General features: G+C 58.1%; 14 protein-coding genes and 3 pseudogenes. 4 read left to right on the top strand and 13 right to left on the bottom strand.

The features are described from left to right. Positions 1-7: 7 nt before the first annotated feature. From FEV16_RS07145 to FEV16_RS07090, 12 genes are all read right to left on the bottom strand, one after another. Positions 8-838, bottom strand: a complete 831-nt coding sequence (locus tag FEV16_RS07145) for a class I SAM-dependent methyltransferase (RefSeq protein ID WP_138166947.1) — start codon at positions 836-838, stop codon at positions 8-10. Beyond that, complete coding sequence (locus tag FEV16_RS07140) at positions 835-1218, bottom strand: hypothetical protein (protein WP_138166946.1); 384 nt, start codon at positions 1216-1218, stop codon at positions 835-837. The genes FEV16_RS07145 and FEV16_RS07140 overlap by 4 nt, the downstream gene beginning before the upstream one ends. Further along, a complete protein-coding gene (locus tag FEV16_RS07135; protein WP_138166945.1) occupies positions 1215-2357 on the bottom strand; it encodes an N-acetyl sugar amidotransferase in 1143 nt (380 codons plus the stop codon). The genes FEV16_RS07140 and FEV16_RS07135 overlap by 4 nt, the downstream gene beginning before the upstream one ends. Then, a complete protein-coding gene (gene asnB / locus FEV16_RS07130) occupies positions 2357-4192 on the bottom strand; it encodes an asparagine synthase (glutamine-hydrolyzing) (RefSeq protein ID WP_138166944.1) in 1836 nt (611 codons plus the stop codon). Before asnB ends, FEV16_RS07135 begins: the two co-directional genes overlap by 1 nt. Positions 4193-4228: 36 nt before the next feature. Continuing rightward, on the bottom strand, positions 4229-5242 hold the full coding sequence (locus FEV16_RS07125; protein WP_138166943.1) for an N-acetylneuraminate synthase family protein: 1014 nt from the start codon (positions 5240-5242) through the stop codon (positions 4229-4231). Further along, positions 5239-6000 carry a GNAT family N-acetyltransferase gene (locus tag FEV16_RS07120; RefSeq protein WP_138166942.1) on the bottom strand — a complete coding sequence of 254 codons (762 nt, stop codon included), beginning with the start codon at positions 5998-6000 and terminating at the stop codon, positions 5239-5241. Before FEV16_RS07120 ends, FEV16_RS07125 begins: the two co-directional genes overlap by 4 nt. A gap of 9 nt (positions 6001-6009) precedes the next feature. Next, positions 6010-7041, bottom strand: coding sequence for an NAD(P)-dependent oxidoreductase (locus FEV16_RS07115; RefSeq protein WP_138166941.1), 1032 nt, complete (start codon positions 7039-7041; stop codon positions 6010-6012). Further along, positions 7023-8192 (bottom strand): DegT/DnrJ/EryC1/StrS family aminotransferase, encoded by a 1170-nt coding sequence (locus FEV16_RS07110; RefSeq protein ID WP_138166940.1) that lies wholly within the window; start codon positions 8190-8192, stop codon positions 7023-7025. Before FEV16_RS07110 ends, FEV16_RS07115 begins: the two co-directional genes overlap by 19 nt. After that, positions 8189-9205: a Gfo/Idh/MocA family oxidoreductase gene (locus tag FEV16_RS07105; RefSeq protein ID WP_138166939.1), complete on the bottom strand. Its 1017-nt coding sequence runs from the start codon at positions 9203-9205 to the stop codon at positions 8189-8191. Before FEV16_RS07105 ends, FEV16_RS07110 begins: the two co-directional genes overlap by 4 nt. Further along, on the bottom strand, positions 9202-9876 hold the full coding sequence (locus FEV16_RS07100; protein WP_138166938.1) for an NTP transferase domain-containing protein: 675 nt from the start codon (positions 9874-9876) through the stop codon (positions 9202-9204). Before FEV16_RS07100 ends, FEV16_RS07105 begins: the two co-directional genes overlap by 4 nt. Before the next feature lie 172 nt (positions 9877-10048). Beyond that, on the bottom strand, positions 10049-10564 hold the full coding sequence (locus tag FEV16_RS07095) for a transcriptional activator RfaH (RefSeq protein ID WP_138166937.1): 516 nt from the start codon (positions 10562-10564) through the stop codon (positions 10049-10051). Next, positions 10561-11202 (bottom strand): winged helix-turn-helix transcriptional regulator, encoded by a 642-nt coding sequence (locus tag FEV16_RS07090; RefSeq protein ID WP_138166936.1) that lies wholly within the window; start codon positions 11200-11202, stop codon positions 10561-10563. Before FEV16_RS07090 ends, FEV16_RS07095 begins: the two co-directional genes overlap by 4 nt. Positions 11203-11405: 203 nt before the next feature. On the opposite strand from FEV16_RS07090, the pseudogene FEV16_RS07085 reads away from it, so the two are divergent. From FEV16_RS07085 to FEV16_RS07070, 4 genes and pseudogenes are all read left to right on the top strand, one after another. Continuing rightward, positions 11406-11621, top strand: a pseudogene (locus FEV16_RS07085) (transposase); the annotation flags it as partial. Between the two features lie 195 nt (positions 11622-11816). Continuing rightward, positions 11817-13013, top strand: coding sequence for a glycosyltransferase (locus FEV16_RS07080; RefSeq protein WP_138166935.1), 1197 nt, complete (start codon positions 11817-11819; stop codon positions 13011-13013). Positions 13014-13125: 112 nt separating this feature from the next. Beyond that, positions 13126-13884 (top strand): annotated as a pseudogene (locus tag FEV16_RS07075) (IS5 family transposase). A 134-nt stretch (positions 13885-14018) separates the two neighbouring features. After that, the gene (locus tag FEV16_RS07070) at positions 14019-15239 is read left to right on the top strand and encodes an SGNH/GDSL hydrolase family protein (RefSeq protein WP_138166934.1); all 1221 of its coding nucleotides are present in this window, start codon (positions 14019-14021) and stop codon (positions 15237-15239) included. Here the strand turns inward: FEV16_RS07070 and FEV16_RS07065 are convergent. Further along, positions 15229-15339, bottom strand: a pseudogene (locus FEV16_RS07065) (IS5/IS1182 family transposase); the annotation flags it as partial. The gene FEV16_RS07070 and the pseudogene FEV16_RS07065 overlap by 11 nt on opposite strands. Positions 15340-15525 lie beyond the last annotated feature (186 nt).

Genomic DNA, 15525 nt, shown 5'->3' with positions numbered 1-15525 from the left:
CCCTGTCTCATGCCATTTTCGAAAGAAACGCCCGCAACGTGAACTTCGTGCTGGGCTCCTGCAGCCGCTCGACCTCGATCGGCCGGAAACCGGCCTGATCCGCAAGCATCGCGATCGACACAAAACTGAAAACGTGAAGGTGTTCGACAAAAAACTCCTCCCGTCCCGCGCCAGCCTGCGCCGCCATCTCTCCGTCTGGCAGTTCGAGATAGACAAAGCCGCCCGGGGCGACGAATTGCTGCGTCCGTCGCAGCATGGCAACGGGATCTTCGACGTGTTCGAGCACCTTGTTGAAGGTCACAATATCGAACTGCCCCAGCCCCTCTACGCTCGTGAAATCGCCGAGGATCGCCTCGACACCAACGTGGTCGCGCATATGCGCCACCGCCCGCTCGTCGGGATCGATTGCCGTGCAGTGCCAGCCTGCCTGCTTTACGGCATACGGAAAAACTCCCAAGCCCGCGCCGACATCCAGCAGCCGGATATTTCGTCCGGCACCGAAATATGCAACGGCGAACGACCGCACGCGGGCAATCCTGCCGGCATTGTCGGAACGCTCCGGCGGAAGCGCGATCACGCGTTCGAAGGCGACCCGCAGGCCGGCATCGTTGCCGTAGGTCGCGTTGGCGTAATCGCCGCTATAGTCGGTCGCCACGGTCATTGCGTGGCGCGAGACGTAATGGTTCGACCGCGCGAATTGCCAGACTTCCCGGCGATAGGGCTCGCTGGCGGAGCGGCGGAAACCGATCTCGCCCGCGGGCGGCGCATCATAGGAAAAGACCAGGCGCGCTTGCGTTTCGCCGGAAATTGGGCAGACCGCTGGACGAAGGTCGCTCATGGCTGGCGTTCCAGCGCGGCTTCCAAAGTTTGCAGGGCTTCAAGCGAGTCGAGCCACGTGACAATCTTCAGTGGTTCCTGGCGAACATAGCGATCGAACGCTTCTTCCTTGCCGCGCTCGACGAGCAAGACGAAAAATCGGTCCACTCGATTCTTCACCAGCACTGCGCGCAGATCAAAGCTGGCCAGCCGTCCGTTCAGCGAGGGCGTCGCATAAAAACCCCACTCCTTGCGCGTAAGATCATATTCGCCGCCGTCCTCGGTCAAAAACGTGACCTGCTCGTCCGCCGTTAGCCTCATCGACCCACAGTCGCGGATGATGCCTTTGACGTCATAACCGACTTCAAATTCCCGAGGCGGAATCTTCGGTTCGAACTTCATGCGCTTTGCATCTGCCCGCTATCGGCCCAGTTCCACTCCGGAACGATAAAGCCCGGTATCTTCCATGTCGCGCCGTCGCGCACCCAAAGCCCGCGGTTACGAAACGTCTCTGCGATCTCGAAGAACCCTTCGGTCGTGATGTCGAGAAAGCCACAGAGCTTTTCGATGTCCCCATGCGGTGTTTCATCCCCCCGTGCGCGGACGATTGCAATGGCCTCCTCGCGCGTCATCCGTCCGTTGCGGATCTCCACCGAGAGGTTATCGAAAAGTCGAGTGAATCCGAACTTGTACCACTTCAGCCAGTGGTGAATGGAGATGAAGTCGTCATCGATGTCGGCGTAGTCGTAGAGGCCGGTCCGGGGACCTTTCCCGTCGGCGACAAAGCCATGTTCGACGGCTGTCCGCCGCGTGGTCTCCGGATCCCACTCCAGATAGTATCCAAGGAAGACGGCCAGAACGCCGGCCATGTCGAGCTCGGTTTCGCTCGGACCGAAATACGGGGTTAATTCCCGCTCGGTCAGCCGGTTCGAAATCCAGTCTTTCGCCGTTGTGCCGTGGGTCACGCCATGACGCTGCAACCACGCGCGATCAAGCCTAAACCCGGTTCTCTCCTCGTCCTGCCCGCCATATTCAAACGCTGAATTCTCCCCCCAGACGACCAAGGGAATTCCGAATTTGACCGCAATCTTCGCGGGTATGGCAAAGATGGCCATGTGCATCGGAACTGCCGTCGAACCGAAGCGCACCAGCGCTTCCAGCATGAACTTTCGCTCGACCTTCGGATTGACCTGGTAGTCGATGTGATCGACCCCAAGCGCAACGAGATTGTCTAGGTTACGCTGTCCGATATCCGTGCGACCAGGAGTCTTCCATGTGACTGCGAGCGGATTGAGGCCGGCTTCGAGGCACTTCACGACCTGCCACGTGCTGTCCTTGCCGCCGCTCACTGGGATGAGACAGTCGTAGCCAGTACTGCGAGACTTGGCCCGTTCGACGACGCCGTCGAACGCCTGCTTGCGCGCCTGCCAATCGATCTCGCGTTTCGTGCCATGCGATTTGCAGGCGTTGCAAACGCCGTCGGGCCCGATCACCAGATTGGGTCGCGTATCCGGCAAAATGCAGTTGCTACAATAGCGCATCAGGCAGCGAACTCTTCGAGAAACATTTTGCAGTTCAGGAAGTAGAACAGGAACTTGCTCTGGCTGTTCGGCAGATCAGGCTGGCCGATCAATTGCTCGATTCGGTCCTTGCGCACGTATTCGTAGATCTGGCTGTCATCCAGCAGATAGCCGCACACATCCGGATCCTTGACGTCGAGATAATCCAGGATCGGAGCGTTGAATCCGACCTTGCGGGGATTGTCGATGATGCCGTCGGGCGCAATCCCTCGTACGGATTCACGTAAGATCGCTTTGGCTTTTCCCTCGTCGATTAGGTGACGGGTCGGAATGCTGTTGCAGAACTCAAACAGGTTGCGGTCGAGGAACGGTGAGCGGTTCTCCACCGAAAAATACATCGCGTTCAAGTCATCCTCGTGCAGAATCACGGGCACGCTCTCGTGAAACAGCTCGTTCAGCATTCGATTGCGCAACAGTCGGTCACTGTAACGCGTCTCGCCGAACGGTTCGCTCCACGGGTCAGTCAGGAAACGGCTGAATTCCTCGGCATCGAGATAGATATGATCGCGAAACCCAGGATCGTCGACGAACAGGTCCGGGTTGCCAAGATGCGGATTGCGCACCAGCGGCCTGACGTGGGTCTGCCACAAAGCAAGCGACGAGGCGTGATGCGCCTTGTCGCCCTTCACCTCCTGCAGGTAGGCAAGGTGATGATCGTAGTAACCGCTGAACAATTCGTCGGCGGCCGTTCCGCTGATCGAGATGCGGTAGCCGGCATCGGCGATCGCCTTCTGCAGCATCCACTGCGCGTAGTAAGTGATGGTGTAGACAGGCGCATCGTGCTGGCGCACCAGCGCGCGCAGACCCTGCAGAAAGCCATCGGTTTCCATGGGAATAGCGGTGTGACGCACCCCGAGTTCGCGCACCGCGAGATCGACCATGTCGCCCTCTTCGTAACGCGCATCGGTGTTGACGATCGTGAATCCGTGCACGTCGTATCCGAATACCCGTTTGGCGATGCTGATGAGCGCGTTGGAATCGACGCCGCCGCTCATGCAGAAGGCCAGCGGCACGTCAGCTCGCAGCCGCAGCTCGACCGAACGGATCAGGCGCTCTTTCGCGCCGGCCACCGCATCAGCGAACGTCATCCCGTCATCAATCGCCGTCGCCGGCGACCAATAGCGCTGTTGCGAGACGATGTCGCCACGCTCGCAGACAAGATTTGCGCCCGCCGCCACCTCGCAGATGCCGTGAAAAAACGCATGCGCGCTGTTCTTGTAAAGCGCCTTGTACCCATTGATCAGATAGCGCCACAGATGATCGTGATTAACCGCGAGCCTCTCGCCGAGAAGTGCTGCGATGAACTTGATTTCGGAGGCGAAGTAGATGCCGTCTCCGGTCGCGAAATAGTAAAGGGGCTTTTCACCGAACCTATCGCGCGACAAGGTCAGCCGGCCGCTCGCCTCATCATACAGCGCGAACGCCCACATCCCCTCGCATCTGTCGAGCACGTCCCAGCCGAAGCGGCTGATCGACGCCAGCAGCACCTCGGTGTCGGAGCTGGTCTTCAACTCCACCCCGGCAGCCTCGAGGTCCGTGCGGAGCTCCACAAAATTGTAGATTTCGCCGTTCAGCGAGATCCACGATCCTTCGAAGCCCATGGGCTGGTTCGCACGTGGATCGAGATCGATGATCGAGAGCCGGCTATGCAGCAAGACGGCGTGCGTTCCGGATGCCGCCTGCCACTGCCGGGCCTCGCGATGGTCCGGCCCCCGCCGGTTCATCAACGCAAAGCAGGCGTCGATGCGCTCCGGCGCCAGCGGCGTCCGTCCCTGATATCCAGCGATTCCACACATGATGTTACGTCAGCCCACCGAACCGAGACAACAGCGTCACGCGAGGTCCTCCTCGCGGATCACTTCATGAATCGCAAGCCGCTTGCGCGCTTGCCGGCCGATCACATGTTCTGCAGCCGATGGCGGAAAGCCAATCGCTGGGCGAACATAGTCGAGGTCGACCGCGGTGATCGTGGCTCCCATGGGGATGTCGCGAACGGCCACGATACTGCGCCGTGCGACCGCACGCGTCGCAGCGTCGGCCAGTTCGCCGCCGGTGAAGCCGCGCCCCAGAATATCCGAATAGCAACGGACCGTCTGAGCAAGTACCGAAAACTCTTCTGGTTCCGCCGACAAGGCATGATCGCGGAACTCGGAATAAGCCTTGTCCAGGGTGAAATGCTTTTCGATTACACGGGCGCCGAGCCCGAGCGCAATTGTTGCGGCGGTCACGCCGAGCGTGTGGTCGGAATAACCAATCGTCACGCCCAATCGGGCTCGCAATTCCGAAATGCCGGACAGGTTTGCTTGCGTAAGCGGCGTCGGATAGAGGCTCACGCAATGCAGCACCGCGAGGCAGTCTTCCGCGGCAACGCCCGCAGGTAATGCCGTGGAAAACACGCCGATTGCGCGCTCAATTTCAGGTAGTGTCGACATCCCCGTCGACAGCACCACAGGCTTGCCGCTATTTGCCGCCAACTTCAGCATCGGATCGAAGTCGAGGTCACCAGACGCAATCTTGATGGCGTCGAGATCGCCGACCCACTCCTGAAGCGTGTCGCAATCGAAGGCGGACGCCATGAACAGCCCACCGCGCCCCCGCACCCGCCGCGCCATTTCCAGAAACACTTCGCGCTCCAGCCTGAACCGAGACAATTGCGCGATGCGCTGCTGTTCCGACCTGTTGACGAGCCTTAAGGGGTTGATCAATTGCACCTTGACGGCATCCGCGCCCGCGTCGACCGCCGCGTCGACCAACTTCAGGGCAAGCTCAGGATTGCCTTCGTGATTGTTTCCGATCTCGGCAATCAAGAACGGCCGTTCGGCAAGGTCGAAGGAACCGATCTTCATGCCGCAATCGCTCCATTTTTGACATGGGCATGCAGGACGTATGACGTTTCGGCCACTCGGAAGCCGATCGCTTCATAAAGCCGCATCGCCGGAATGTTGGAAATCTGCGTGCCGACGCGAAGCCGGACTGCTCGGTCGCGCCACTGATCAACGAACATTCTGCCGAGCGCCTGGCCGGCACCCCGGCCCTGATGGGCAGCGTCGACCCCGACCAGATCAATGATCGCGTCCGTTCCTCTGCTAGACTTGTTTTCGAGCACGGCCAAAAAACCGGTGACGGCGTTTTGCTGTCGTACGACGTAAACGACGCTGGCGCGTCCCCGGCACGCATTGCGCGCCCACTGACGCTTGACCTCATTTGCCCGATCCAGACCGATGGCGGGGTCAAGGTGGAACCTTGAGAATGTGAAGCAATGACTGGCGATCGCCTCAATCGCCGCCGCGTCGCCTGCGTTGGCTATTTCAATTTTCACAATGCTGTTGCGGTTCTTATCAATCCCAGAGGCACAGGTCGCGCGATTCTCCCAATCGAACGTCACATTGACATCGACCACGGAGAAGCCGGCCCGCGTAGCATTCGTCACAACAACCACGTCCCGAGTCGGAATTCTTGTAGAGAAAAAGGCGGCGCCCTGTCCGGCGCGATCGAACAAACCCGCTTGAATTTCAGCGGGCGACACGGCTGTCGTCATGCCGAGTGCTTTCCAGCTCGAGACGCCCAGGGCATCAGATAGCCAATTGTCCTTTTCAACGCGCAAGGCGAAAGCTCAGCCGAAATGGTCCGGATGTTCGGCCGCCATCTGCTTGTACCACGCGATGTAGCGCGGAAAGCCTTTCTCCAGTGGATACTGCGGCTCGTAGCCGATCAGACGTTTTGCCTTGTCGACCGACAGCGTTCCTCGATCCGGCATCAGACCGTCCCGCGGATTGTGCACCACTTCGATATTGGGAAACGCCTGTTTCATCAGCTCGATCATCTGGTTAAGCATCCGGGCGCTGCCATACGTCAAGTTGAACGTCTGGTTCCTCGCCTCCGGAAGCGCAATCGTACGCAGCACGCCCTGAACCAGATCGTCGATATAGGTGAAATCGAGCGCATCGTTGCCGTCGCCGTTTACGGTGAGACGCATACCCCGCAAAGCGTTCTCGATGAACGCCTGCCCGACGCGCCGGCTCACGCAGCGCTCGCCATAAAGCGCCGACGGACGGACGATAGTGTAAGGAGTCTTGAACACCTGGTTGTGCGCGATCACCAGCTTCTCGCCGCCGTATTTCAACGCGCCATAAATGCCCATCGGTTCACAATGGCGTTCCTCGACGGCCGCCTCGCCATCGAAATTGCCGTACACCATCGACGACGAAAAATAGATGAAATGGACGTCCTGGTCGCGCGCGGTGTCGAGCGCATTCTCCAAAGTCCGGAATGAGTGGTCGAACGTGCTGTACGGATCTTTGTTCGAGCGATTGGCGTGGGCGATCGCCGCGAGTTGGACGTAGCAGTCGGCCTTGATTTCGGAGAGGCATCGCGACAGCGCATGGTAGTCGCGCGCATCCAACACGTGCAGCGGAATGCCGGCCTCGCGCAGCAATTTCATGCGCTCGAAAATGAAATTGACGTAGAGAGTCTTGTTGGGATCGTTCCCAGAATTTGTAAATGCGCCTAGATTGTTGACCTGCAGCCCGTCGATAACGTGTGGTTCAGCGCCGTACTGCTTCAGCGCCAGCGCTAGATTGTGGCCAATGAAACCTGCGCCGCCGATCAGCGCAATGGTCCGGCCTTTCAGCTTATCTTGGAACACGTCAAATCCCTCGCGATCGTTGTCAGCTCATGGGCGATATAGGCCATGTCGTCGATCTCAAGATGCGGCCCAACCGGGAGAGCGATCGACTGGTCGCTGATGCGCGTCGCATTCGGAAAACGCGACAGGTTCTCGCCATATTTGTCGCGGTAGTAGCGAAGCCGCGGTATCGGATGCGGGTAGTAGACGCTGGTTCCGACGCCGGCCGCATTGAGGCGCCGAATGATTTCCGTGCGCTGACCTGCTAATGGCCCATCAAGTATGGCGATCAGGCAGTAGTGGCTGTTGGTCTGGTTGGCGGCGGTGATATCGAGGACCGTGACATGCTCGAGATCGACCAGCCCATTCTTCAGTGCTGCAAAGTTCCGGGCGCGTCGCTCCAGGATGGCGCTAAGACGTTTGAGCTGTTGGCGCCCGATCGACGCATTTATGTCGCTGAGACGATAATTGATGCCGAGCGACAGCACATCATAGACGCCGGGGACCGCCCGCTCCGCGAAGGTGCGATCGACACCGAAGGCCCTCGCCCTGGAAATCTTCTGCGCCAGATCGACATGGCGCGTCACCAGCATGCCGCCGTCGCCGGTGGTGATGTGTTTGACGGGGTAGAACGAGAATGTTCCCGCATCGCCGAACAGCCCGGCATGGATGCCGTCCCACCTTGTCCCCAGCGCCAGCGCGCAGTCCTCGACCACCTTCAGGCCATGTTTCGTCGCGATCTGCATGATGGCGGGCATATCGCAAGGAATGCCGACGAAGTGGACCAGCCCGATCGCACGGGTCCTCGGTGTCACGGCTGCCGCGATCACCTCGGGCGTTATGTTGCCGGTAGCGCGGTCGCAATCGACGAAGACCGGGCGCGCGCCGACGACTTCGACCGCATGCACGGTGGCAACGTGGCTCTGGGCCGGCACGATGACTTCGTCGCCGGCTCCGATCCCGAGCTGCCAATAGGCGAGATGCAGCGCTGCGGTGCCGTTGCAGAGCGTGAGCGCGTGACCGCCGCCGATCGCCTCGGCGAACTCTTTCTCGAAGGCGTGAGCCTGTGGACCGTGAGTGAGGACGTCGCCGGCGAGCACGCCGAGCACGGCGCTGCACTCGGCCTTGGTGATCCAGGGCTTGCCGAACGAAATCTTGCGAGGCTGAGTCATTGGTACCTGATTTTGACGGACGAGGAATATGCGGCCGCCTCGCTGCAAGCTACGGCGACGGCGATTACGTCGAGATCGGGCGTCTGGGGCACCTGCTTGAGCATGACGCCCTCGATGAAGGCCGGGATCAGCGCGCCCTTATGAGCGGGCTTGCTTGCGAGATTGATCGGCTCGGCCGGAGCGACCTGGAGGCCAGGGATAACCGGATCGCGCGTGGTCATCAGGCGCGGCCCGGCGTCATCGAGAATGAACGTCTTGCGCGTGCCGAAGATGCGCACGACATGCTGGTGCCGGTGGACGCAGCCGAAATTCGCGGTGATGCGACCGACCATGCCGGAGGCGAATGTCAGCGTGGCGGCTATGAAGTCGTCATAGTGGAAATTGGTGCCCCGGGTGCAGATGCGGTTGCCAACGGCCTGGACGGAGACCGGCCGCTCGCCGGTGAGCCATAGCATGAGATCGATCATGTGAATGCCGCCGCCCAGCATGACGGAATAGTTTTCGGTCTCGCCGCGCCAGCCTTCGGTGATCTTGTGCAGACGGCCGTAAAGATAGTCGCCATCGAACGCATAGATCTCGCCGAAGGCGCCCGAGGCGATCTCGGCGCGAAGCCAGCGATAGAGATCAGCGCCACGCAGCACAAGATTACTTGCAAGATGCAGCGACGCATTGGCATCCAGCGCGGCCCGGATCTGCGCCAGCTCTGCGGCCGTCCGGCACAGCGGCTTTTCCACGAAGACGTGTTTACCGGCTGCCAGTGCGCGCATGACCTGGTCGAAATGCGCGTCGTCGAACGACGCGATTGAGACGACGTCGACATCTTGGCGGGCGAGAACCTGATCGAGACTGGTTTCGACATCGCTGCCAGGAAAGGCGTTGGCGAGGCTTTCCGCGCGCGCCCTGTCCAGATCCGCAAGTACCTGCACACGGCAGGATGGCAAGGTCGCATACATGCGGGCATGCTGCTCGCCGATGCCGAGCCCGATCACGGCGATTCCGAGCGGCTGCGTCATGCGGCGCCCGGCATGGCTTCGAGGCGGGCCAGCGCGGCGAACGACGGCGGCAGCTCCACGCCCTCTTGCAACGCGCGCAGATCCTCGATCTGATCGACCACCATGCGCACAGCCGCCCAGCGGGGGTCCTGGCAGACAACGCTACGGACTCGCCACGGCTGTGCCTGCTCATAGAAGATTTTCGTCACATGCTCGCGCTGGTCGTGGGTCATAGAGCCGGAATCAAGGGAGCGGAAGACGTCGCTACAGATACATTCGACGCTCTGGCCTGGCGGAAAGGTGCGCCGCACGATATTGGAGACGACGTCGACGCGATCATCGCAGAGGCCGATCATCGCCTGCACCAGAGAGGCGTCCAGCAGCGGACTGTCGCCGGAGATGCGCACGAACCACGCGCAGGGGTATGCAACGAGCGCCGACTGGAAACGCAAGACGACGTTGTCAAGATCGCCCCGGAAGACCGGCACGCTGCAGCGGTTTATAACGAAATCCGCCAATGGATCGTCGGTCGAATCGACGCTCGTTAGAACGACCAGACGCGGCTGCAGATCGGAATCGCTGAACCGGTCGAGGACCTGGGCGATCAGCGGGCGTCCGCGGAACGGCGCCAGCATCTTGCCGGGGAACCGCACCGAACTCATCCGTGCCTGTATGAAGACTCGAAAATCCATCCTTCAACCTAAAGCCGCGATCCTGCACGCGCGACGCCCTACAAACGGAGAAACCTGAGTTAGGTCTTTCCACGCTACCGCACTCCGGGTGACTCCTGCGTCACGCGGATTGCTCCCGAGGTGGAGCCGAAGCGGAGCACACCACCTGCAGCCGGTGTGCGATTGAAGCCGTTTACGCGGCGGCAACCAGCTCTGCGTTCAGCAACACGCGGACCTTTCGACCCAGCATGTCCAGCAGAATCGAGACACGATCATTGTCGGCGATGCCGTTGAACAGGCCGGCACTGTCCATGAAGGCGCCCGCCAGGACGCGGACCTTGTCGCCGGGCGCGAAAGCCGGGCGGCTGTCGAGCCGGATGAATCCCTTCTCGTCCTCACGCGCCTGGATCGTGCTGATCACGCCATCGGGCACCATCGCCGGGTCGTCGCCATTGGTGACGAGCCGCGACACGCCGAAAGTGGACTGAATGGAGCGCCAGCGATGGGCCGTAACGTCGATGGCGACAAATATATAACGTGGAAACAGCGGCTTCGCGATGAAGTCGACCTTGCGGGCATGGCGCCGCCGCTTGAGATATCGCGGCACATAGACCTGGTAGCCCTGGCGAAGCAAGTTCTGCGCCGCCCTAGCCTCGCCATTCACCTGGGTCTGCACCACGTACCAGCGCGTGCCATCGACATTGTTCATGCCGCACCTTCCCTTTGGGTGAGGTGACCCAGTCCTAGTAGGGCCGGCGCGAGCACGCGCTCGGCCCCGCAGGCTGCGACGGCGGCCTCGAACGACTGCGCGGCGCGCGTCACGTCAGTGATGAGCACTGCATCGAAGCCGGCCTGGACGTCGGCGAAAGATCCGGCCCTGTCGACACCCAAAAATTTCGTCTCCGCGCTGCATGTGTCGACTACGGCCACAATCGTGACCCCGGCTTCCACTGCGCACAAGATCGCAATCTCCGCCAGGTCGGACTGCCCGGCGAGCACCAGACGGGAGAAGCCGAGGGCGTTGGCGGCCTCGAACGCCCGCGCGCAATCACGCTTGGCGAGCCGGAAGAAGGAGAACGAATTGGACAGGTACTGCACTGTTAGGCGGGATTTCTCGGCTAAGCCCTGCGGCGTCAGGTAATAGGCATAGCGACGCGCCGGTACGCCGTGGACCTTGACGAGACCCTTCCTGATACAGCGCTTGAGATAGGCGTTGACCAGGCCGAGTGCGATGCCCAATTCGGCAGCGATATAGCGCTGCGAGCGAACGTCGGCGCTCGCCAACGTATTCAGAAGGCCTAGAACGATGCGCTCATTCTCGTGCTTTGCGTCCAATAGCCGACCCATGAAATGCCTCATCAAGGATTGAGGCGTCTTAGCGCGTTCACCATGTGAACGTCAAGGTCGGCGTTCACGCTATGAACAGTATTAAGCTTGAATCGTCCTATTCATAAGAACGGTTGGTTATCCGGCGAATGCGGGCCCGGTCTGCCCCCTGAAAAGTGATCCTCTATGAGGTTTGGCTTTTTGAGCTTCGAGGAGGATTTGTGATGGGCAGGAAACAGCATAAACCCGAGGTCACTGTCGCGAAGCTCCGTCAGGTCGAGGCGCTGACGACACAGGGTCAACCGGTGGCGGAAGCCATTCGATCGATCGGCATGGCGGAGGTTACATACTATCGATGGCGCCAGGAATACGGCGGGCTGAAGAGCGACCAGGTCAAGCGTCTGAAGGACCTTGAGGCGGAGTACGTCCGGTTTCGCAGGCGGTCACCGATTTGACGCCGCTGGCGATCGCGGCCTTGTCGCCTCCTCTCGATCATACCGAGGCAATGCACTAAACCCTAATATTCCTTGGACCGGAATATCGGTCAGGCCAATCCCATGGGGGCCGACCACCTGTCCAATTCTAAGACGTTCACCAAGCAAAACGTCAGCCGCGCAGACCCAGGAGGCTTATAGGTGTCCGATTACAGTATTGTTATGCAGAAATGCACGAATGGTCTCCCGACAATCCTGGCCATTCACCATGGCTGGGGAGGCGGAGTCGAAAAGCATATCGAGCTACTGGCTGATATTTTTGCTGACCGTGTCAATTACTTGTTAGCATTCCCCAGCAGAGATGGCCTTATTAACCTCTCGCTTGCCCAGTCAATGCACAAAGCAAGCTTGCAATTTGAGCCGAACACGCAACGCGCTGAGTTATTAGAGTTTTTGCGAAACTGCAATGTTCGTCGATTACATATTCATCATTTTTTTGGCAATGAACATTATCTTCAATCACTTTCAAATGAGCTGCACCTTCCGTTCGATTTCACTGTGCACGACTATCATGTGCTCTCACCTCAGCCGCATCTTGTTGGACGTGAGGGACGCTTCATTGGCGATGACCTCGGCATGTTCGCTAGATGTGAATTAGTCACTTTTGGGATTGCGCCCGACCGGCCGTCATCGCTTACAGAGTGGCAGTGCAAGACTCGTTGGCTGCTCGCTCAGGCGAGCCGAGTTATTGTTCCAAGCTACGATACTTTCAGAAGACTCGAGCGTTTTTTCCCTGAGTTGTGCGGGGTGATAGCGGCTCATCCGGAAGTTCGCCGGCAATCGAGCACGCCAACCTGCATTGCGCCCGCGCCGGCCGGTCTGCCGCTACGGATCACGTTGATGGGAACGATAGGTCCGCATAAAGGGGCTCAAGTTCTGGCAGCTTGTGCGCACATATCGAAGAGCGAGCGATTACCTTTAGAATTCCAAGTGATAGGAGATGTGGTGGACGCTAACCGACTGCGAGAGCTTGCGGTTAAGATCAGTGGTTCGTACATTAACAGCGATCTCCCGCGGCTCTTGCAGGAATTTGATCCGCACTTGATATGGTTTCCAGCTCAGTGCCCTGAGACGTTCTCTTACACACTGTCAGAAGGCATGTCGGCCAACCTTCCACTTGTTGTCGCAAATATCGGGGCCTTGCCCGAACGGGTCGGAGCGCGTCCATGGACGTGGATTGAGAATTGGAACAATACGCCTAGCGAATGGATCGAGTTTTTTCTAACCATTCGTGAGCGGAACTTCCATCAAGGGGCTCCACCTAAGCCAACCGGCAGGCCTTGGGAAGTTACGGATGAATTTTATCGTCGGGATTATCTTGACTGGATCACAGGTTGACCTGCCTCCGGATTTTTGGACTGTTTGAAGCTGCAAAATTCTAGGCTCTGGACCCATAAAGATTCCCATCGTTTCGGATTTGTGATTCACGGCTTCCGAGAGGAGGCGGCTGATGATTCGCAATTTCTTCTGGCTCACGGATGACCAGTTCGCTTGGCTCGCGCCACTTCTGCCGACCGATAGGCGGGGCAAGCCTCACGTCGACGACCGCAAGGTCATCAGTGGGATCGTGCACGTGCTTAAGTGCGGCAGACGCTGGATCGACGCGCCTGACGTCTATGGGCCGCGCAAGACGCTCTACAATCGTTTCGTCCGCCGGTCGGTGAAAGGCGTGCGGGTCGACATTTTCCATGCGCTCGCATCGGCGGGCGGCCCGCCCGCACAAGTTCTCATCGACAGTTCGGCCGTCAAGGCGCATCGCTGCGCATCCGGAGCTAAAGGGGGGAACACATTCAGGCGATCGGTCGCTAGCGCGGCGGACGAACCACGAAAATCCACGCGCTGATCGATGTCGATTGTCGTCCGATCGCGTTCTTGCTGACCGGCGGACATCTCGCCGATTGCACGGCTGGCGCGCTCTTGCTGGAGCAGATGCCGCCGTCCTCGATCCTGGACGCTGACAAGGGTTACGACAGCGACGCCCTGCGCCGGCAAGTCCAGGATAAAGGCGCGATGCCGAACATTCCGTCAAAGGCCAATAGGCGTTGGAAAAATTGCTTCTCGCCGTTTCTCTATAGCAATCGCAACGCAATCGAGAGAATGTTTGGATACCAGTAAGGACTTTCGCAAGATCGCGACGCGATGCGACCGGCTCGCCGCCAACTTCCTCGCCGCAGTCTCCCTTGCCGCAACCGTCGGCTATTGCTTATAAGTCTGGAGCCCAGAGACTGGCTCTCATTTACGAATGCGCTTTCGAACTCGACTTAAGAGCGTACGGTCCGATCCTATATCCCTCACGAACGCTGATTGCGAACGGCTCAAACAAGATTGAATAGGCGGACAGAAATGTCGGAGCAGAAAAATAAAACAGTTGTATTTTTCGCTTTTCCGATAGTGATGATTATTTGGTATTTTGCGTTTGTTGCGTTTGATTATGTTTTTGAGTTTATCGTGATGTCAAATCTTGGTATACAAGCACACGAAATAGAGCAACTAAGACAAGATTCTGAAGATAAGACACTAATCACCGAAGCGAGAAATCTCGGGTTTAAAAGTCTTTTATTCCCCAGCTTATACGATTCAGGGAAATGGAAGGAGCTAGCATTAAGCTATCACGTTGCCCCACTTGGCCCACAACCAATCACCATGTTGTATGGTTGTAACGAAGGCTATGGTCAGGTCAGATACAAGTCTGATCGCTTTGGATTTCGAAACGATGACAGCCTTTGGGATGCAAAGAATATAGACATAGCACTCGTCGGCGACTCATTCGTGCACGGTGCCTGCGTTGACGAAGATAAGACAATTGGCGGGCGGCTGACTTCGCTTGGGTTCAAAGTGCTTAACTTGGGAACTGGCGGCAATTCGCCGATACATTATGCTGCGATAACAAAAATTTTTGCGGCAAAGATAAAACCATCATATATTATCGTTGTTTTTTACGCAAATGATAACGTACAAGACGAATTTAGTAGCATCTATAACAAGCTGTTTATTTTGAATGAAGCTAAATATTTCAAAAACGACTGCGATAATGGCATTGGACAGTGCGAACTTTCGGACAACCTGCAGAGTATATATAAAGAATCGGACAGACTTATTGTTGCTGAGCTAGATAAAAATGGTAAAACTGAACCTGTCGCAAAACTCATTGATCGTATAACGTACCATGCCAAGCTCAGCACCATTAGAGGAGCGCTGTTTCAGTTATTATCTCGCACGACTAAGGCATTTGCGCATGAAGAGCTCCCTTATGGCTCTAAGGTTGCCATTGAGACTGCGATAAATCTCTGCGAAACAGCTCATTGTGTTCCGTTGCTTGTATATATACCAAATAGCGAATTCTGGCGTCCAGACCCTTATTCAAAAAATTATGCTAAGCTTTTGAAGCAGCACGCGGAAAATCATGGCGGCGTATTTCTTGATATGACCTCTCCGCTTGCTCCACTTGGTTTGCAAGCTTACGCAATAAAGGGGCCTCATTTGTCGCCAGATGGCTACAAAATTGTCGCAAGCGAAATCGGGCAGGCTCTTAGAGTCCGTTCGAGAATGTTGCTCAATGAGTGATCCTTCGCAAGATGAGGCCGCCCATTGCGACGTGGATCATGGCTTTTGAGACGTCGATACGCTTTTCGTAATCGCGCAGGAGGCACCGCCAGCGGGTCATCTTCCTCGCCGCAGTCTGCCTTGCCGCAACCGTCAGCTACTGGTTATGAGTCCGGAGCCTAATCTAAGTGTCGCTTCATGTATAATGGCATTGCCGCACCAACTGAAAGCGGCGGCGTCATGATGGCCGATCGCAAGGGCAACGAAGCAACATAATAGCGCGCAACGCGCGACACCGAACAAGCGC

Source organism: Methylocystis sp. B8 (assembly GCF_005771425.1).
Classification (GTDB): Bacteria; Pseudomonadota; Alphaproteobacteria; order Rhizobiales; family Beijerinckiaceae; genus Methylocystis.
The sequence above is the reverse complement of the archived record's forward strand: the minus strand, read 5'-3'. Positions and strand labels throughout refer to the sequence as shown.